Source organism: Pseudomonas sp. NPDC087336, from assembly GCF_044744285.1.
GTDB lineage: Bacteria > Pseudomonadota > Gammaproteobacteria > Pseudomonadales > Pseudomonadaceae > Aquipseudomonas.
Genome location: NZ_JBIUYA010000016.1, coordinates 132,074 through 150,776, shown reverse-complemented (window position 1 = coordinate 150,776; position 18,703 = coordinate 132,074). Strand labels below are relative to the sequence as shown.

The 18,703-nt window shown below is 60.0% G+C and carries 16 protein-coding genes; 11 read left to right on the top strand and 5 right to left on the bottom strand.

Annotation, left to right across the window (positions count from 1 at the left end; translation table 11 throughout):
- The first annotated feature begins 68 nt into the window (after nucleotides 1-68).
- Nucleotides 69-2,555 (top strand): circularly permuted type 2 ATP-grasp protein, encoded by a 2,487-nt coding sequence (locus ACIO0C_RS17940; RefSeq protein ID WP_401314199.1) that lies wholly within the window; start codon nucleotides 69-71, stop codon nucleotides 2,553-2,555.
- Complete coding sequence (locus ACIO0C_RS17935; RefSeq protein WP_401314197.1) at nucleotides 2,555-3,445, top strand: transglutaminase N-terminal domain-containing protein; 891 nt, start codon at nucleotides 2,555-2,557, stop codon at nucleotides 3,443-3,445. Before ACIO0C_RS17940 ends, ACIO0C_RS17935 begins: the two co-directional genes overlap by 1 nt.
- Nucleotides 3,446-3,548: 103 nt before the next feature.
- Here ACIO0C_RS17935 and ACIO0C_RS17930 read toward each other — a convergent pair whose 3' ends face one another.
- Complete coding sequence (locus ACIO0C_RS17930) at nucleotides 3,549-3,737, bottom strand: hypothetical protein (protein ID WP_401314195.1); 189 nt, start codon at nucleotides 3,735-3,737, stop codon at nucleotides 3,549-3,551.
- 70 nt (nucleotides 3,738-3,807) lie between these two features.
- Nucleotides 3,808-4,395 carry a TIGR00730 family Rossman fold protein gene (locus ACIO0C_RS17925; RefSeq protein ID WP_401314193.1) on the bottom strand — a complete coding sequence of 196 codons (588 nt, stop codon included), beginning with the start codon at nucleotides 4,393-4,395 and terminating at the stop codon, nucleotides 3,808-3,810.
- Between the two features lie 343 nt (nucleotides 4,396-4,738).
- Between ACIO0C_RS17925 and azu the strand changes: the two genes are divergently transcribed.
- On the top strand, nucleotides 4,739-5,185 hold the full coding sequence (azu, locus tag ACIO0C_RS17920) for an azurin (RefSeq protein WP_008058963.1): 447 nt from the start codon (nucleotides 4,739-4,741) through the stop codon (nucleotides 5,183-5,185).
- A gap of 201 nt (nucleotides 5,186-5,386) precedes the next feature.
- On the opposite strand, the gene nadE is transcribed toward azu, so the two are convergent.
- The 3 genes from nadE to ACIO0C_RS17905 all read right to left on the bottom strand — a co-directional run bounded on the left by nadE (nucleotide 5,387) and on the right by ACIO0C_RS17905 (nucleotide 8,399).
- Nucleotides 5,387-6,214, bottom strand: a complete 828-nt coding sequence (nadE, locus tag ACIO0C_RS17915; RefSeq protein WP_401314190.1) for an ammonia-dependent NAD(+) synthetase — start codon at nucleotides 6,212-6,214, stop codon at nucleotides 5,387-5,389.
- Nucleotides 6,215-6,228: 14 nt separating this feature from the next.
- Nucleotides 6,229-7,434, bottom strand: coding sequence for a nicotinate phosphoribosyltransferase (pncB, locus tag ACIO0C_RS17910; protein WP_401314188.1), 1,206 nt, complete (start codon nucleotides 7,432-7,434; stop codon nucleotides 6,229-6,231).
- A 77-nt stretch (nucleotides 7,435-7,511) separates the two neighbouring features.
- The gene (locus ACIO0C_RS17905) at nucleotides 7,512-8,399 is read right to left on the bottom strand and encodes a LysR family transcriptional regulator (protein ID WP_020797622.1); all 888 of its coding nucleotides are present in this window, start codon (nucleotides 8,397-8,399) and stop codon (nucleotides 7,512-7,514) included.
- Between the two features lie 175 nt (nucleotides 8,400-8,574).
- On the opposite strand from ACIO0C_RS17905, the gene ACIO0C_RS17900 reads away from it, so the two are divergent.
- The 8 genes from ACIO0C_RS17900 to ACIO0C_RS17865 all read left to right on the top strand — a co-directional run bounded on the left by ACIO0C_RS17900 (nucleotide 8,575) and on the right by ACIO0C_RS17865 (nucleotide 18,591).
- Nucleotides 8,575-10,065, top strand: coding sequence for an aldehyde dehydrogenase family protein (locus tag ACIO0C_RS17900; RefSeq protein ID WP_401314186.1), 1,491 nt, complete (start codon nucleotides 8,575-8,577; stop codon nucleotides 10,063-10,065).
- Between the two features lie 122 nt (nucleotides 10,066-10,187).
- Entirely contained in the window at nucleotides 10,188-11,471 is a 1,284-nt protein-coding gene (locus tag ACIO0C_RS17895) for an NAD(P)/FAD-dependent oxidoreductase (RefSeq protein ID WP_401314184.1), read from the top strand.
- Nucleotides 11,472-11,833: 362 nt separating this feature from the next.
- Entirely contained in the window at nucleotides 11,834-12,967 is a 1,134-nt protein-coding gene (locus ACIO0C_RS17890) for a branched-chain amino acid ABC transporter substrate-binding protein (RefSeq protein WP_401314182.1), read from the top strand.
- Between the two features lie 230 nt (nucleotides 12,968-13,197).
- On the top strand, nucleotides 13,198-14,112 hold the full coding sequence (locus ACIO0C_RS17885; protein ID WP_401314180.1) for a branched-chain amino acid ABC transporter permease LivH: 915 nt from the start codon (nucleotides 13,198-13,200) through the stop codon (nucleotides 14,110-14,112).
- 3 nt (nucleotides 14,113-14,115) lie between these two features.
- The gene (livM, locus tag ACIO0C_RS17880) at nucleotides 14,116-15,399 is read left to right on the top strand and encodes a high-affinity branched-chain amino acid ABC transporter permease LivM (RefSeq protein WP_401314178.1); all 1,284 of its coding nucleotides are present in this window, start codon (nucleotides 14,116-14,118) and stop codon (nucleotides 15,397-15,399) included.
- Nucleotides 15,396-16,268 carry an ABC transporter ATP-binding protein gene (locus ACIO0C_RS17875; RefSeq protein ID WP_401314176.1) on the top strand — a complete coding sequence of 291 codons (873 nt, stop codon included), beginning with the start codon at nucleotides 15,396-15,398 and terminating at the stop codon, nucleotides 16,266-16,268. The genes livM and ACIO0C_RS17875 overlap by 4 nt, the downstream gene beginning before the upstream one ends.
- Entirely contained in the window at nucleotides 16,265-16,981 is a 717-nt protein-coding gene (locus tag ACIO0C_RS17870) for an ABC transporter ATP-binding protein (protein ID WP_008058947.1), read from the top strand. Before ACIO0C_RS17875 ends, ACIO0C_RS17870 begins: the two co-directional genes overlap by 4 nt.
- An 839-nt stretch (nucleotides 16,982-17,820) precedes the next feature.
- On the top strand, nucleotides 17,821-18,591 hold the full coding sequence (locus ACIO0C_RS17865) for an SDR family oxidoreductase (protein ID WP_401314173.1): 771 nt from the start codon (nucleotides 17,821-17,823) through the stop codon (nucleotides 18,589-18,591).
- The last annotated feature ends 112 nt before the right edge of the window (nucleotides 18,592-18,703 follow it).

Sequence of the window (18,703 nt, the reverse complement as noted above, 5' to 3'; positions counted from 1 at the left end):
TTTTCGTCTATCCGGGCGTCATGAGCGTGCGTTAGTCTGACCGTTCACTGCTGTCTGCCGAGCTTTCCATGCCTGACCTGCTAGACCGCTACCCGCTGACGGCGGGCACCTATCACGAATTGCTCGACGACAGCGGTGCCATACGGCCGCACTGGCGTCGGCTGTTCGACCAATTGCAGCGCAGCACGCCCGCTCAGTTGGTGCAGCGTCAGGCGCTACTGACCCGGCAGATCCAGGAAAACGGCGTCACCTATAACGTCTACGCCGATCCCAAGGGCGCCGATCGGCCATGGGAGCTGGACTTGCTGCCCCATGTGATTGCCGCCGATGAGTGGGAGCAATTGTCGGCCGGCATCGCCCAGCGTGCGCGTTTGCTCAATGCTGTGCTGGCCGATCTCTATGGCCCGCAACGCTTGATCGCCGAAGGTCTGCTGCCGGCGGAGCTGGTATTTGGCCACAACAATTTCCTCTGGCCCTGTCAGGGCATCATGCCGCCCGACGGAGCCTTTTTGCATCTGTACGCCGTGGATCTGGCGCGCACGCCCGATGGCCGCTGGTGGGTAACGGCCGATCGCACTCAAGCGCCGTCCGGAGCTGGCTACGCCCTGGAAAACCGCACCATTGTGTCCCGGGCCTTTCCCGAGTTGTACCGTGATTTGAAGGTGCAGCACCTGGCGGGATTCTTCCGCACCCTCCAGGAGACGCTGGCCCGTCAGGCGCCAAGCGACGAAGAGGCGCCGCTGGTGGTCCTGCTGACGCCGGGGCGTTTCAACGAAAGCTATTTCGAACACCTGTACCTGGCTCGCCAGCTTGGCTATCCGCTGGTGGAAGGTGGCGACCTCACGGTGCGCGATGCCACGGTCTACCTGAAGACCCTGAGCGGCCTGCGTCGGGTCCACGCGATCATGCGCCGGCTCGACGACGACTTCTGCGACCCGCTGGAATTGCGCACCGACTCGGCCCTGGGCGTACCGGGCCTGCTTGAAGCCGTGCGCCAGGGTCGGGTTCTGGTGGCCAACGCCCTCGGCAGCGGCGTGCTGGAGTCGCCGGGCTTGCTGGGTTTCCTGCCGAAGATCAACCAGTTCCTGTTTGGCGAAGAACTGATCCTGCCGTCCATTGCCACCTGGTGGTGCGGTGAGGCGCCGGTGCTGGCCCAGGCCTTGGAAAAACTGCCGGAGCTGCTGATCAAGCCGGCATTTCCGTCCCAGAGTTTTTCTCCGCTCTTTGGTCGAGATTTGAGTGAAAAACAGCGCCGGGAGCTCGCCGAGCGCATGCAGGCTCGACCCTATGCTTATGTTGCGCAAGAACTCGCGCAGTTGTCCCAGGCGCCGATATGGCAAGCCGAGGACGGTCAACTGCAACCCCGGGCAATCGGTATGCGTGTGTACGCGGTGGCCAGTCGCGACGGCTATCGGGTGTTGCCCGGTGGCTTGACCCGCGTGGCCGCGCAGGCGGATGCCGAGGTGGTATCGATGCAGCGCGGCGGCGCGAGCAAGGACACCTGGGTGCTGGGCGAACGTCCACCGAGCGGCGAACAATGGAAAGCCCAGCGCAATATCGGCGTGCATGACCTGGTGCGGCGCGATCCTTATCTGCCGTCCCGGGTGGTGGAAAACCTGTTCTGGTTCGGCCGTTATTGCGAACGCTGCGATGACAGCGCCCGCTTGCTGCGAATCATGCTGGCGCGTTATGTCGACGGCGATGACCCTCAGGCCCTGGATGCGGCGGTCGATCTTGGCGAACGACTGATGTTGCTGCCCGATGAAGGTGAGCTGCCAGAGCGATTGCTGGCGGCGATACGTGGCGATGACTGGCCGTTCAGCCTGCGTTGCAACCTGCAACGTTTGCAGTGGGCGGCCTCGCAGGTGCGTGGCAAGCTCTCGCGGGAGAACTGGCAGGCGCTGGTGGAGTTGCAACGCGAAGCGATGGAACTCGAGACCGATGAACCGGACTTCGGCGAGTTGCTCGACTTTCTCAACCGGCTGGTGATGTCCCTGGCGGCGCTGTCCGGTTTTGCCCTGGACGACATGACCCGGGACGAAGGCTGGCGCTTCCTGATGATCGGCCGGCGGCTCGAACGCCTGCAGTTTCTCAGCGGCAGCCTGGCGGCGTTCCTGCGTGGCGCCGGAGCTTTCGATCAGGCGGGATTGGAGTGGTTGCTGGAGCTGGGCAACAGCAGTATCACCTATCGTTCGCGGTACTTGGCGGTGGCGCAGTTGATCCCGGTTCTTGACCTGTTGTTGCTCGATGAGCAGAACCCACATGCGGTGCTGTTCCAGTTGAAGCTGGTGACCCGCACGCTCAAACGCCTGTGCGACGACTTTGGCGTACCTCGCGAAGCGGGCCTGCCGCAGTTAGTGGAGCGTCTGACGCGCTTCGATCTGGGCTGCCTGGAAAACCCGTTGTTTGGCGCCGCCAGCGTGCGTGCTGCCATCGAAGGGCTGGCCGATCTGCTGCAAGAGATTGCCGATGCCAGCGGGCAGGTATCGGATCGCCTGGCCTTGCGTCACTTCGCCCACGTCGATGATGTCAGTCAGCGCACGGTGTCCGTCTGATGAGCGCTCACTACCAGATTTTCCACGATACCCATTATCACTATGACAGCCCGGTGTCCCTGGCCCAGCAACTGGCGCATTTGTGGCCCAGGCCTTGTGCGTGGCAACGTTGCTCCGACCAGCAATTGCAGATCAGTCCGGACCCGACTTCACGTCGCGATGAGCTGGATGTGTTCGGCAATCCGTTGACTCGGCTGGCGTTCGAGCGCCCCCATGATGAACTGCTGGTCAATGCCAGCCTGACGATTGAGGTGCTGCCCCGACCTCGGGTTGATTTCAATCGATCCCCAGCGTGGGAAGACACTCGCAACGCGCTGACCTACAGCAGCCAGCCGCTTTCGCCGCAATTGCTCGAAGCCTGCCGTTACCGGTTCGAGTCTCCTTATGTGCATTTGAAGCGCAACTTCGTCGAGTTTTCCGAGAGCTGCTTTCCGGCAGGAAGGCCGCTGTTGCTCGGAGTTCAGGCTTTGATGGAGAAAATCTTCAGCGAGTTCACCTTCGATGCCGAAGCGACGCAGGTCGCTACCCCCCTGGTGGAAGTGCTGGAACGCCGGCGCGGGGTTTGTCAGGACTTCGCCCACCTGATGCTCGCCTGCGTGCGCTCCCGTGGATTGGCTGCGCGCTATGTCAGCGGCTACCTGTTGACCCAGCCACCGCCAGGCCAACCGCGATTGATCGGCGCCGATGCGTCCCATGCCTGGGTGTCGGTGTATTGCCCGGTGTCGGGCTGGGTGGATTTCGATCCGACCAACAACGTGCAGCCGGCGCTTGAGCACATCACCCTGGCCTGGGGCCGGGATTTTTCCGATGTGTCGCCATTGCGTGGGGTGATTCTGGGAGGGGGCAACCATGATCCGGAAGTTCGTGTCACAGTGATGCCATTGGAATGACGCGGGTGGGATATTGCAGATTGGCCTGTGAGGGTCAGCAAAGGTGCTGCTGACCCTGGACACAGATCCGTGGGCCTGATCAGATCATCCGGCCCGGAGGGACTCAGGCGTCGGGCGCCTGATCTTTCGGTGCTTCAACATCATCAACATCGTCATCTGCCGCGACTTCACCGTCAGGGTTCAGTGCCGCTTCGTCAGCCATTGCTTTCTTGCGCTGAAGTTTTTCCTCTTTCTTCTGTTCCTTGGCCAGGTCTCTCTGACGTTTGGCGAAGGAGTAATTGGGTTTGGCCATGGGCGATCCTCTGGGGTCGAAGGTGAGGTTTGAGCGGCGCGTATTCTGCCCTGTATCGGAGCCTAAGTCGTTAGTCGGGTTTTTGCTCGACCCATTTGGGCGCGACGGTCGGCTGCCAGCGATCGAGGGCCTCAAGCAGCGTCTGCGGCGATTCGCTCACCTGCAGCATGTCACGGTGTGCCGCGCGAACGAAGCCTTCGCCGACGATATGATCGAGAAAACCCGTGAGTTTGCTGTAGAAACCATTCACTTCCAGCAAGCCCAACGGTTTGCCGTGGTAGCCCAATTGGCCCCAGGTCCAGACTTCGAACAGCTCTTCCAGGGTACCCAGGCCCCCGGGCAAAGCGATGAAGGCATCGCTGAGTTCAGCCATCCGCGCCTTGCGCGCATGCATGCCGTCGACCACTTCCAGGCGGGTCAGGCCGCTGTGGCCGATTTCCTTGTCCTTGAGGCTCTGCGGGATGATCCCGATCACTTCACCGCCGGCCGCCAATGCCGCATCGGCGACAATACCCATCAGTCCCACGGCCCCACCGCCGTAGACCAAGGTCAGCTTGCGTTCGGCCAAGGCCTGGCCTAGGGCGACGGCTGCTTCACGATAAGCGGGGTTGGTGCCAGTGCTGGCGCCGCAGAATACACAAACGGATGTTAAAGACATGCCTTACTCCAGGGTCGATCAGGGCCACAGAGTAAAGGCAGGCGAGTTGCGCTCCAAGGGCTAAACTTCGCGCTTGGGCGTTTCGCAGGTTCCGCTGGCACCGCAGGCATACGCGGCGAGCAAGCTGCACAACAGGGTATTGATCGACATGACAGACGCTCCGAAAATGAGGATGGTCTGATGATAGGGCCGGGGCAGACACCTGGCTGGTAGATTGTCTCGATCGGTCCCATAGCCCTAAAGTTGTATACAATTTTTGCTTCAGGTCATAGGAACTTGCGAAGTTTTCAGGCAGTCTTCTGTTCATTCGCATTTTTCATTCACCCTGCCTTGGAGATTCACCATGTTTGCCAAACTTGTTGCGGTATCCCTGTTGACACTGGCCAGCAGCCAATTGATGGCTGCCGAGTGCAAAGTCACCGTTGACTCCACTGACCAGATGTCTTTCGACACGAAGGCCATTGAAATCGACAAGAGCTGCAAAACGTTCACCGTGGAATTGAAGCACTCCGGCAACCTGCCGAAAAACGTCATGGGCCATAACCTGGTAATCAGTAAAGAAGCCGACATGCAGCCGATCGCGACCGACGGTCTGAGCGCCGGCATCGACAAGAACTACCTGAAAGAAGGCGACGCCCGCATCATCGCCCACACCAAGATCATCGGCGCCAAGGAGACCGACTCGGTGACCTTCGACGTGTCCAAGCTCGATGCCAATGAAAAGTACGGCTTCTTCTGCTCGTTCCCGGGCCACATCTCGATGATGAAAGGTACGGTTACCCTGAAGTAAACCGAAGCACCGCGTCATCGTTCATCGCGAGCAGGCTCGCCCCCACAAGGTCCTATGTCGGGCACAACTTTTGTGAACACCTGAAACCCTGTGGGAGCGGGCTTGCCCGCGAAGAGGCCATCAGCGTCAATAAATGCCTTGGCCAAAGAAAAAGCCCGCTGAAGCTCAACACTTCAGCGGGCTTTTTCATTCATTCACCCATCAAGGCGCAAACGGCATCACCCGCTTGTGATGCGTCTTGTTGTACGTGTTTACGATGATCTGGAACGCCTCTTCGCGCACCGGCTCGCCGTGCAGGAACGCGTCGATCTCGGCGTATGTCACGCCATGGGAAGCTTCGTCCGGTTTGCCCGGTGACAGGTCTTCGAGGTCGGCGGTCGGGATTTTTTCCACCAGCGATTCCGGTGCGCCGAAGCTGCGGGCGATGGCACGGACCTGGTTTTTCACCAAGCCACTGAGCGGTGCCAGGTCGCAGGCGCCGTCACCGAACTTGGTGAAGAAACCCATCACCGCTTCCGCCGCATGATCGGTGCCGATCACCAGGCCATGGGCCGCGCCGGCGATGGTGTACTGGGCGACCATGCGCATGCGCGCCTTGGTGTTGCCGAGCACGAAATCCACCGACACTGCGTGTTTGCCTTCGAACGCCGCGACTTCGCTGGCCAGGGATTTGACCGCCGGGCCGATATTCACCGTGTGGCGCTCGTCCGGCTTGATGAAGTCCACCGAGGCCTGGGCGTCATGCTCATCGAACTGGGTTTCGTACGGCAGCCGCACGGCGATGAATTTGTAGGCGGCATCGCCGCTGCGCTGGCGCAGTTCACGGACCGCACGCTGGGCCAGCAGGCCGGCGGTCAGGGAGTCGACACCGCCACTGATGCCCAGCACCAGCGTCTTGAGCCCGGAATTGACCAGGCAATCCTGGATGAAGGTAATCCGCCGGGCGACTTCGGCTTCGAGGGCGGCTTCGTCGGCGAACGGCGGTTGAACCTTGAGCTGATCAGCAATCTCACGCTGTACGGCTTGCATGAATTCACTCCTTGCTAGAGGGGGGCAGGAACTTGGAAAACGTGTCGCAAATAGGCGACGAAATTCGGGTCTTTGCAGTGAGTCTTGCCGGGCTCGTCGGAGATCTTCGCCACCGGCGCGCCGTTGCAGGCCGTCATTTTAAGCACGATGCTCATCGGTTCGACACCCGGAATATCACACGTCAGGTTGGTGCCGATGCCGAAGCTGACATTGATTCGACCCCGCAGCGACCGAAAAATCTCCAGGGACTTGGGCAGTGTCAGGCTGTCGGAGAAGGTCAACGTCTTGCTCATCGGGTCGATACCGAGCTTGTGATAGTGCGCGATGGCTTTTTCCGCCCAAGCCACGGGATCGCCCGAGTCGTGGCGCAAGCCGTCGAAAAGCTTGGCGAAAAACAGGTCGAAATCGCCCAGGAATGCATCGATGGTGATGCAGTCGGTCAGCGCAATCCCTAGCAGGCCACGGTATTCGCGGACCCAGCAATCGAGGGCGGCGATCTGGCTGTCGATCAGCCGCGGGCCGAGTTGCTGGTGGGCCATGATCCATTCGTGGGCCATGGTGCCCAGCGGCTTCATGTCCAGTTCCCGGGACAGGTGCACGTTGCTGGTACCAACGAAGCGCCCGGGGAAATCGTGCTTGAGCACGTTCACCACTTCTTCCTGTACACGGTAGGAGAAGCGACGACGGGTGCCGAAATCGGCTACCTGCAACTCGGACAGTTCCTCGCTGCTGGCGTTGGCACTCAGCCAGTCGAACTTGCGATAGAGCTGCTCACGCGCCTGCTCCAGGACAATCTCCCGATAGCGATAGCGGTTACGCACCTCACTGACGATGGCCAGAATCGGTACCTCGAACAGGATCACGTGCAACCACGGGCCCCGCAGACGGATGAACAGTTCGCCGTTTTCGATACCTGTGTGGATGTAGCGCAAGTTGAAGCGAAACAGCCCTAGAAAACGCAGGAAATCCGGCTTCAGGAAGCTGATGCGCTCCAGAAAACTCAATTGGTCGGCGCTCAGGCTCAGCTCGGCCAACCGTTCGATCTGGAAACGGATTTCCGCCAGGTACGGGCGCAAATCTTCACTGTTACGGCAACGAAACTCCCATTCGACCTCTACGTTCGGGTAGTTGTGCAGCACCGCCTGCATCATTGTCAGTTTGTAGAAGTCGGTGTCGAGCAGGTTCTGCACGATGCGATCGGCAAACACACTCTCGCTCATAACGGGGGTTCTCCACATTGAATAAGGCTAGTGGCGCATATCGGTGGTGTTGATTGCCAGCGATTTTTGAAGCGTCCCTACACCTGCTCCAGCATCCACTTCACGAAATCGCGCACCTTGGGCACTTCCGCCGAATGTTCCGGGTACGCCAGGTAATAGGCGTCGGTGCTGGGCATCGCATGCTGCCAGGGAATGACCAGCTTGCCGTCGGCCAGTTCCTCTTCCACCAGAAACCTTGGCAGCAGTGCTACGCCGCAGCCGACTTGCGCCGCGCGGATGCACATATAGAAGGTTTCGAAACGCGGGCCGTGGTAGCTGTGTTCGGTGTGGTAGCCCTGACTGTCGAACCAGTCGTGCCAGGCTTGGGGGCGGGAGGCGTTTTGCAGCAGGACCAGGTCGGTGAGTTGCGTCGGGTCGGTGAATGGCGTGTCGGGCAGGCTGCCCGGGGCGCAGACAGGCACCAGCTCTTCGCTGAACAACTTCAGGCATTCGGTGCCCGGACGAGAACCCTGGCCGAAGTAGAACGCCAGGTCGCTGCGCCCTTGCAACAGATCGTCGGCTTCCTGTTCATTGCACAGGTCCAGATGGATCGACGGATGGCGCAGGCGCCAGCCCTTGAGGCGCGGCACCAGCCAGCGAGCGCCGAAGGTCGAGGGTGTGGAGACGCGCAGGACTTCGGTTTCACCCCCGTAGGAACGCAGGTAATGGGTCGACATCTCAACCTGGGTGAGGATTTTTCGTACCTCCACCAGGTACAGATCGCCCGCAGGCGTCATTTGCAGGCGTCGGCGAACCCGGCGAAACAGCAGGTGCTGCAACAGCTCTTCCAGTTGCGCCACCTGTTTACTGACAGCGCTCTGGGTCAGGTTGAGCTCTTCCGCGGCTCGAGTGAAGCTCAGGTGGCGGGTCACGGCTTCGAAACACTGCAGTGCAGCGATCGAGGGCAAATAGCGTTTGTTCAGCATGGGCGGTCCTTTGTACTTGTCTCTTTATTGCCAACAATGCACAGCATGAATAAACGGAATGATATCTCTCTTAATGGTCGTTTGTTGAGTAACCTCGGGAGCGCTAAAACTACAGGTCTGATCAGTCGTGATTCGGCGGCTGCACACGTTCCGTTTTTTGCTTGAGGAGTGACCCATGGTTGCCGCATTGCTTGATCGTCTTGGTGTGAACCCGGCCCTGTACCAGAACGGCAAAGTGCCGGTGCATTCGCCGATCGATGGCAGCACGATTGCCACCGTCAACTGGGAAGGTGCCGCTGAAGTCGAGCAGCACATCAGTCGTGCAGATCATGCATTCGAACTGTGGCGCAAGGTTCCGGCACCGCGTCGCGGCGAGCTGGTGCGGCAACTGGGTGAGATCCTTCGCGAATACAAGGCCGATCTCGGCGAACTGGTGTCCTGGGAAGCGGGCAAGATCACCCAGGAAGGCCTGGGTGAAGTTCAGGAAATGATCGACATCTGCGACTTCGCCGTCGGCCTGTCCCGTCAACTGTATGGCTTGACCATCGCCTCCGAGCGCCCTGGCCATCACATGCGCGAGACCTGGCACCCGCTGGGCGTCGTCGGTGTGATCAGCGCCTTTAACTTCCCGGTGGCGGTCTGGGCCTGGAACACAACGCTGGCGCTGGTCTGCGGCAACCCGGTGATCTGGAAGCCGTCGGAAAAAACGCCACTGACCGCACTGGCCTGCCAGGCACTGTTCGACCGCGTGCTGAAGAATTTCAGCGATGCGCCGCCACACCTGAGCCAGGTGGTCATTGGCGGTCGCGATGCCGGTGAAGCCCTGGTCGATGACCCGCGTGTTGCGCTGGTCAGCGCCACCGGCAGCACCCGCATGGGCCGTGAAGTGGCGCCGAAAATCGCCGCGCGCTTTGCCCGCAGCATTCTCGAGCTGGGTGGCAACAACGCGATGATCCTTGGCCCAAGCGCCGATCTGGACATGGCCGTTCGCGCGATCCTGTTCAGCGCCGTCGGCACTGCAGGCCAGCGCTGCACCACGCTACGCCGCCTCATCGCCCATGAGTCTGTGAAGGAAGAAATCGTCACCCGCCTCAAGGCCGCCTACTCCAAAGTGCGCATCGGCCATCCGCTGGAAGGCAACCTGATCGGCCCGCTGATCGACAAGCAAAGCTTCGACAACATGCAGGACGCGCTGGAGCAGGCTCTGAGCGAAGGCGGCAAGGTGTTCGGCGGCAAGCGTCAGCTGGAAGACAAATTCCCGAATGCCTACTACGTTTCGCCGGCCATCGTCGAAATGCCGGAGCAGAGCGATGTGGTCTGCCATGAAACCTTCGCGCCGATCCTGTACGTGGTGGGCTACAACGATTTCAACGAAGCGCTGCGTTTGAACAACGCCGTGCCGCAAGGCCTGTCGTCTTGCATCTTTACCACCGACGTGCGTGAAGCCGAGCAGTTCATGTCGGCGGTGGGCAGTGACTGCGGCATCGCCAACGTCAACATCGGCCCGAGCGGCGCGGAAATCGGCGGTGCATTCGGTGGTGAGAAGGAGACCGGCGGCGGTCGTGAGTCCGGTTCCGATGCATGGCGTGGTTACATGCGTCGTCAGACCAACACCGTGAACTATTCGCTGGAGTTGCCGTTGGCGCAGGGCATCACGTTCGACTGATGGGCACTATCGCTGGCAAGCCAGCTCCCACAGGATTTGTGTTGCGGCACATAACCCTGTGGGAGTTGGCTTGCCAGCGATGCTTTGTTTTTGTTTGTTAGGTTTCTGGTTGGAGTCTGGCAATGCCGTTACGCGAAGAGTGTCTGTGGGAAAAACTGACGCCGCAAAGGCCCGACAACTCGGCGCTCAAGGGTGAAATGAAGGCCGATGTCTGCGTGATTGGCGCAGGTTTTACCGGGCTGTCGGCGGCGGTGCATCTGCTGGAGCAGGGCAAGACGGTATGTGTGCTCGAAGCCCATCGCGCCGGCCACGGCGGTTCGGGGCGCAACGTCGGGCTGGTCAATGCCGGCATGTGGATTCCCCCGGACGAGATCGAAGCCGGATTTGGTGAGGTGGTGGGCCGCCAGCTCAACCGCATGCTCGGCGCCGCACCGTCCCTGGTGTTCAGCCTTGTGGACAAGTACAACATCGATTGCCAGTTGCGCCGCGAAGGCACGCTGCACATGGCGCACAACGCCCGTGGCGAAGCTGACTTGCGCAGTCGTGAAGAGCAATGGAAACGCCGTGGCGCACCTGTCGAGCTGCTGACCGGGCCAGCGTGTGAGCAAGCGACGGGTACCAAAAAAATCGCTGCGGCACTGCTCGATCGCCGTGCTGGCACGCTCAACCCGATGGCTTACACCACCGGCTTGGCCAAGGCGGCCATTGGTCTGGGGGGGCAGTTGTTCGATCATTCCCCGGTGACCCGCCTCGAACGTCAGGGGCAGCGCTGGTCGGTGCAAACCGCGCAGGGTTCGGTCCTGGCCGAGCAAGTGGTGATCGCTTCCAATGCCTATACCGAAGGCGACTGGACGGAGCTGCGGCGTAATTTCTTCCCCGGTTATTACTATCAGGTGGCCTCGGTACCGCTGACCGAAGACGCCGCGCAGCAAATCCTGCCCGGTGGCCAGGGTTCCTGGGACACCCGCCAGGTGCTCAGCAGTATTCGCCGGGACAAGGACGGGCGCCTGCTGCTCGGCAGTCTCGGTAATGGCAACCAGAAGCCGGCCTGGTTCCTCAAGGCCTGGGCCGATCGGGTGCAGCAGCATTACTTCCCCTACCTCAAGCCGGTGGAATGGGAGTGCACCTGGACCGGGTGCATTGCCTTCACCCCCGATCATTTGATGCGCCTGTTCGAACCTGCGCCCGGTCTAGTGGCAGTCACCGGTTACAACGGCCGGGGCGTGACCACCGGGACGGTGGTCGGCAAAGCCTTCGCCGATTATTTGTGTAACGGAAATCCTCAAGCGCTACCGATTCCCTTCGCTCCGATGCAGCCATTGGCCGGAGTGGGGTTGCGCAGTTGTCTGTACGAGGCGGGTTTTTCGCTGTATCACGCGGGCCAGTGCTTGCGGATCGTGATCTGAATGTTGATTTTTGTTGTTGGAAGCGGCGCTTTTTTGATCAGCAGCTAGCCTGTAGTGGTGCGGGTTGTAGCAGTCCCGCACCAGCAGTGTGCACTTCGGTGACGCACGTTGTTACAGGCTGGTTGCACGTCGTTTAGTGCCGCGGTTGCAATGATGGCGCAGGCGGGTTGCGCCTCAAAAAAATAATGGTTTTACCTTCCGCGGTTTAGACGGTTGCACGCCCAATGAAAATGGGCCCGAGATAGTCGAAATAAGAATAAAGCAGCGACTTTTTTAAGAATAAAAAACCGATGGCACGGCCCTTGCTCTGAGCAATCAGTGAAGTCGCAGTGCCAATTAAAAAAACCATGGAGCACCACCTCATGTCCCAGACGTTTTACAAGAAAGGCTTTCTGGCCCTCGCAGTGGCAGCTGCGTTGGGTGTTTCTGCGTTTGCTCAGGCTGACATCAAGATCGGCGTAGCGGGTCCAATGACGGGCGCCAATGCGGCATTTGGCGAGCAGTACATGAAGGGTGCACAGGCAGCAGCCGACGCGGTCAACGCAGCGGGCGGCGTGAACGGGGAAAAAATCGTACTGGTCAAGGGCGATGACGCCTGCGAACCGAAGCAGGCTGTGACGGTCGCCAAAGACCTGACCAACCAGAAAGTCGCCGGCGTGGTCGGTCACTTCTGCTCCTCCTCGACTATCCCGGCTTCCGAGATCTACGACGAAGCGGGCATCATCGCCATCACTCCAGGCTCCACCAACCCACAGGTGACCGAGCGCGGCCTGAGCGCCATGTTCCGCATGTGCGGTCGTGACGACCAGCAAGGCATCGTGGCCGGCGACTACATCGTCGACGTGCTCAAGGGCAAGAAGGTTGTCGTGCTGCACGACAAGGACACCTACGGCCAAGGCCTGGCTGACGCCACCAAGGCCCAACTGGTCAAGCGCGGCGTAACGCCTGTGCTGTATGAAGGCCTGACCCGTGGCGAAAAAGACTTCAGCACCATCGTGACCAAGATCCGCGGTGCCGGCGCTGACGTCGTCTACTTCGGTGGCCTGCACCCGGAAGCCGGTCCTCTGGTTCGCCAGCTGCGTGAACAAGGCCTGAAAGATGTCAAGTTCATGTCCGACGACGGCATCGTGACCGACGAACTGGTGACCACCGCTGGCGGTCCGCAATTCGTGGACGGCGTGTTGATGACCTTCGGTGCCGACCCACGCCTGCTGCCAGACAGCAAGACCGTGGTAGACGCATTCCGCAAGGCCGGTACCGAGCCTGAAGGCTACACCCTGTACGCTTATGCTTCGGTCCAGGCCCTGGCGGCTGCCTTCAACGGCGCCAAATCCAACAAGGGCGAAGAAGCGGCTGCGTGGCTGAAGAAAAATCCGGTCAAGACTGTCATGGGCGAGAAGACCTGGGACAGCAAGGGTGACCTGAAAATCTCCGACTACGTGGTTTACCAGTGGGACAAGGATGGCAAGTACCACCAACTGGAAAAACAGAAGTAAGGGCTGACCCGATCAGCTGAACCCCACTGATCCTTTGTAGGAGCGGGCTTGCCCGCGAAGGCGCCAGACCAGTCGACAGCTTGTTGGCTGATGCACCGCTTTCGCTGGCAAGCCAGCTCCTACAAGGGCGGTGTGGGACCCTGACTGACATTGCTCCGACGTATATCTGTATTTTCCTTAGAAGAACCGCACCGGCAGGTGGACAGGTTCTCATTGCGTGAGATTGCGTTATGGATGGTATTTTCCTGCAGCAACTGGTCAACGGCCTGACCCTCGGGTCGGTCTATGGCCTGATCGCCATCGGCTACACAATGGTCTATGGCATCATCGGCATGATCAACTTCGCCCACGGCGAGGTTTACATGATTTCCGCTTACCTCGCGGCGATCAGTCTGGCTCTGCTGGCATACTTCGGTATTGAATCCTTCCCTCTGCTGATGCTCGGCACCCTGATCTTCACCATCGTCGTCACGGCGGTGTATGGCTGGGTCATCGAGCGCGTCGCCTACAAACCCCTGCGTAACTCCACCCGACTGGCACCGCTGATCAGCGCCATCGGTATTTCGCTGATCCTGCAAAACTATGCGCAGATCGCCCAGGGCGCCAAACAACAGGGCGTTCCAACGTTGCTCAGCGGGGCGTGGCGTGTCGAAGTCGGCACAGGTTTCGTGCAGCTGACCTACACCAAGGTGTTCATTCTGGTCGCCGCGTTTGTCGGCATGGCCGCGCTGACCTACATCATCAAGTACACCAAGCTCGGCCGCATGTGCCGCGCGACCCAGCAAGACCGCAAGATGGCCTCGATCCTGGGGATCAACACCGACCGGGTGATTTCCTATGTGTTCATCATCGGTGCAGCGATGGCGGCCCTGGCCGGCGTGCTGATCACCATGAACTACGGCACGTTCGACTTCTATGCCGGCTTCATCATCGGGATCAAGGCGTTCACTGCCGCGGTGCTCGGCGGGATCGGCTCGCTGCCAGGTGCCATGCTCGGCGGGATCATCCTCGGGATTTCCGAGTCGCTGTTCTCTGGCCTGGTGAACTCGGACTACAAAGACGTTTTCAGCTTCTCGCTGCTGGTTCTCGTTCTGGTCTTTCGGCCCCAAGGCCTGCTCGGCCGTCCTCTTGTGTCGAAGGTGTAAGCGATGTCCTCAACCACTAATAAAACCATTGATCTCAAAAAAAGTCTGGTTGACGCGATTCTTGCCGGCCTCATCGCCCTGATCGTGTTCGGGCCGATTGTCGGCGTTGTCCTCGAAGGCTACGGATTCAACCTGGAAACCACTCGCGTGGCGTGGATTGTCGCTATCGTCATGGCCGGTCGCTTTGCCTTGAGCATGTTCCTGCAAACCCCCAAGGGTTTGAGCATCCTCGAAGGTTTTGAAAGCACAGGTTCCGGGGTGCATGTACTGGCACCCGACTACAAATCGCGGTTGCGCTGGATCATCCCGGTGATGATCGTCCTCGCCGTGGTGTTCCCGTTTTTCTCCAACTCCTACCTGCTGGGCGTGGTCATCCTCGGGTTGATCTACGTGTTGCTGGGCCTGGGGCTGAACATCGTGGTTGGCCTGGCCGGCCTGCTCGACCTGGGTTACGTGGCGTTCTATGCCATCGGTGCCTACGGCCTTGCGCTCGGTTATCAGTACCTGGGGCTGGGTTTCTGGACGGTGCTGCCGCTGGCGGCGATCGCCGCCGGGCTGGCCGGTTGCATCCTCGGTTTCCCTGTACTACGCCTGCACGGTGACTATCTGGCGATCGTGACCCTGGGTTTTGGTGAAATCATCCGCTTGATCCTCAACAACTGGCTGTCCCTGACCGGCGGCCCCAACGGCATGCCGGCACCACTGCCGACCTTCTTCGGCCTGGAATTCGGCAAACGAGCCAAGGATGGCGGCGTGCCGTTCCATGAGTACTTCGGCATCGCCTACAACCCGGACGTGAAGTACTACTTCATCTACGCAGTGTTGTTCCTGGTGGTACTGGCCGTGTTGTACATCAAGCATCGCCTGACCCGCATGCCCGTCGGTCGTGCCTGGGAAGCGCTGCGCGAGGATGAGATCGCCTGCCGCTCCATGGGCCTGAACCACGTGCTGGTCAAGCTCTCGGCATTCACCATCGGCGCATCGACGGCCGGTCTGGCCGGCGTGTTCTTCGCCACCTATCAGGGTTTCGTCAACCCGACCTCGTTCACCTTCTTCGAATCGGCCCTGATCCTCGCCATCGTGGTCCTCGGCGGCATGGGCTCGACCATCGGCGTGGTGATTGCGGCCTTCGTACTGACCGTGGCCCCGGAACTTCTGCGTGGCTTCGCCGAATACCGCGTGCTGCTGTTCGGCATCCTGATGGTGTTGATGATGATCTGGCGACCGCGCGGCCTGATTCGAATCAGCCGTACCGGTGTGACCCCGCGTAAAGGAGTAGCGCCATGAGCGAAGTCGTACTCTCCGTAGAGAAGCTGATGATGCACTTCGGCGGCATCAAGGCATTGAATGATGTCAGCCTCAAGGTCAAGCGCAACTCGATCTTCGCCTTGATCGGCCCCAACGGCGCAGGCAAGACCACGGTGTTCAACTGCCTGACCGGTTTCTACAAGGCCTCCGGCGGCAAAATCGAACTCAACGTGCGTGGCCAGAAGACCAACGTCATCAAGCTGTTGGGCGAATCGTTCAAACCGACCGATTTCGTCTCGCCCAAAAGCTTCATCACCCGGCTGCGCTACAAGATGTTTGGCGGCACCCACCTGATAAACCGTGCCGGTCTGGCACGGACTTTCCAGAACATTCGCCTGTTCAAGGAAATGTCGGTGCTGGAAAACCTGCTGGTGGCCCAGCACATGTGGGTCAACCGCAATCTGCTGGCGGGCATCCTCAACACCAAGGGTTACCGCAAGGCCGAAAGCGATGCGCTGGACCATGCCTTCTACTGGCTGGAAGTGGTGGACCTGGTGGACTGCGCCAACCGCCTGGCCGGTGAACTGTCCTACGGCCAGCAACGCCGACTGGAGATTGCCCGGGCCATGTGCACCCGTCCGCAGATCATCTGCCTCGACGAACCCGCCGCCGGCCTCAACCCTCAGGAAACCGAAGCGCTGAGCGCGATGATCCGGCTGCTGCGCGACGAGCATGATCTGACGGTGGTGCTGATCGAACACGACATGGGCATGGTAATGAGTATTTCCGACCACATTGTGGTGCTGGACCACGGCGTCGTTATCGCCGAGGGCGGCCCCAGTGACATCCGTAACGACCCGAAAGTGATTGCCGCCTACCTGGGCGCCGATGAAGAGGAAGTGGTATGAGCAAACCCATCCTCGAACTCAAGGACCTGGACGTGTTCTATGGGCCGATCCAGGCCCTGAAGAACGTTTCGCTGCACATCAACGAAGGGGAAACCGTCAGCCTGATCGGCTCCAACGGTGCGGGCAAGTCGACCCTGCTGATGTCGATCTTCGGTCAGCCGCGCGCGGCGGACGGGCAGATCGTTTATCAGGGCGTGGACATCACCCACAAGTCGTCGCACTACATCGCCTCCAACGGCATTGCCCAGTCGCCGGAAGGACGGCGGGTGTTCCCCGACATGACCGTCGAGGAAAACCTGCTGATGGGCACCATCCCCATTGGCGACAAGTACGCCAAGGAAGACATGCAACGCATGTTCAAGCTGTTCCCGCGGCTTGAAGAGCGGCGCACCCAGCGTGCGATGACCATGTCGGGTGGCGAGCAGCAGATGCTGGCCATCGCCCGTGCCCTGATGAGCCGGCCGAAACTGCTGTTGCTCGATGAGCCGAGCCTCGGGTTGGCGCCCATCGTGGTCAAGCAGATCTTCGCCACGCTGCGGGAATTGGCCAAGACCGGCATGACCATTTTCCTGGTCGAGCAGAACGCCAACCACGCGCTGCGGCTGTCGGACCGGGCCTATGTGATGGTCAACGGCGAGATTCGCATGAGCGGTACAGGAAAGGAGCTGCTGGTCAACGAGGATGTGCGTAACGCTTATCTTGGCGGGCACTGATTCGCTGTTGCAATGACAAAGCCCCGACGAGCAATCGCCGGGGCTTTTTACATCTCCCAAACACCACTAAACCCTGTGGGAGCGAGCTTGCTCGCGATAGCGGCGTGTCAGTCACCACGATGTAATCTGTGTCCCAGTCATCGCGAGCAAGCTCGCTCCCACAGGGTTGTTGACATGCCTGAGGGAAATTGTGGAAAACAAAATTGATGACCTCCGAAACCGCGACATAAAGCCGCTGCAATTACTTGTTTTGTCACGGTTTTGACTTGTCCCCGTTTGCTGTGGAGCTGGCTGTGAATAACGTGGGAGTAGCTGGCTGAAAGCCTTTGAATCCGTGGCTTGCAGCGCTATGGTTGTTTTTTGATCATGGGTTTTTCTGGGCCTCGAAGGCAGCTTTGTCAACCTTTTTCTTGGCAAGGAAAGTGCGGTAAATCGCAGTGCACAAGCCTGTGGATAAGTCTGTGGTTAAACTCTGGAAAGACTTGGCTGAGGGCCGTGGTTACTGGCTTGGCGCCATCGCAGGCTTGACCGCGCGGTCGGGAAATTGATCCTGGGTTACACAGCAGGCCAATGGGGGTCAAGCAAAAAAGTTTCAAATCGGCCTGCAAAGCCTTGTGGATAGCGGCTTTCAGCTTTTCCACTTGCCCCCGGAATGTGTGGATGGGGCTGTGGATAAGGTGCGTGCATATGGCTGCAAGCCACGGCCGGCAAGGCGTTGCAAGTTTTGTTCGTTTTTTGTACAGATAGCGCGCCGGTTGCCGCTGTGCGCAAGGCCGGGCATGCTGCCTGCTGATTTTCTATTCCAATGGCTGCCGATCAGCCGTAGCAAGGAGAACACCATGTCCAACACCCTGTTTATTACCGGCGCGACTTCCGGTTTTGGTGAAGCCTGTGCCCGTCGTTTTGCCGAGGCCGGCTGGAAACTGGTGCTGACGGGGCGTCGTGAAGAGCGCCTCAACGCGCTGTGCGCCGAGCTGGCGAAGCAGACCGAGGTGCACGGCCTGGTGCTTGATGTGCGTGACCGCAAGGCCATGGAAGAAGCCATTGCCAACCTGCCGCCATCCTTCGCCAAGCTGCGCGGACTTATCAACAACGCTGGCCTGGCTCTGGGTGTCGACCCGGCGCCCAAGTGCGATCTGGACGACTGGGACACCATGGTCGACACCAACATCAAGGGCCTGATGTACAGCACCCGGCTGCTGCTGCCGCGCTTGATCGCCCATGGTCGTGGCGCGGGCATCGTCAACCTTGGCTCGATTGCCGGCAACTACCCTTACCCGGGCAGCCATGTGTATGGCGCGAGCAAGGCGTTCGTCAAACAGTTCTCCCTGAACCTGCGCTGCGACCTCCAGGGCACTGGCGTGCGGGTCAGCAACATCGAACCGGGCCTGTGTGAAAGCGAGTTCTCGCTGGTGCGTTTCGCCGGTGACCAGGAGCGCTACAACGCTACGTACGCCGGGGCTGACCCGATCCAGCCGCAAGACATCGCCGACACCATTTTCTGGGTGCTCAATGCCCCGGCGCACATCAATATCAACAGCGTCGAGCTGATGCCGGTGAGCCAGACCTGGGCCGGGTTTGCGATTGATCGCAGTGGTGGCAAGGCCTAAGACCGCATCACGGCTGTCGCGGGCAAGCCGCGCTCCTACAGGTTCAACGTGATCCTTGTAGGAGCGAGGCTTGCCCGCGAAGAGGCCGGAACAGGCAACACAGGACATCAGC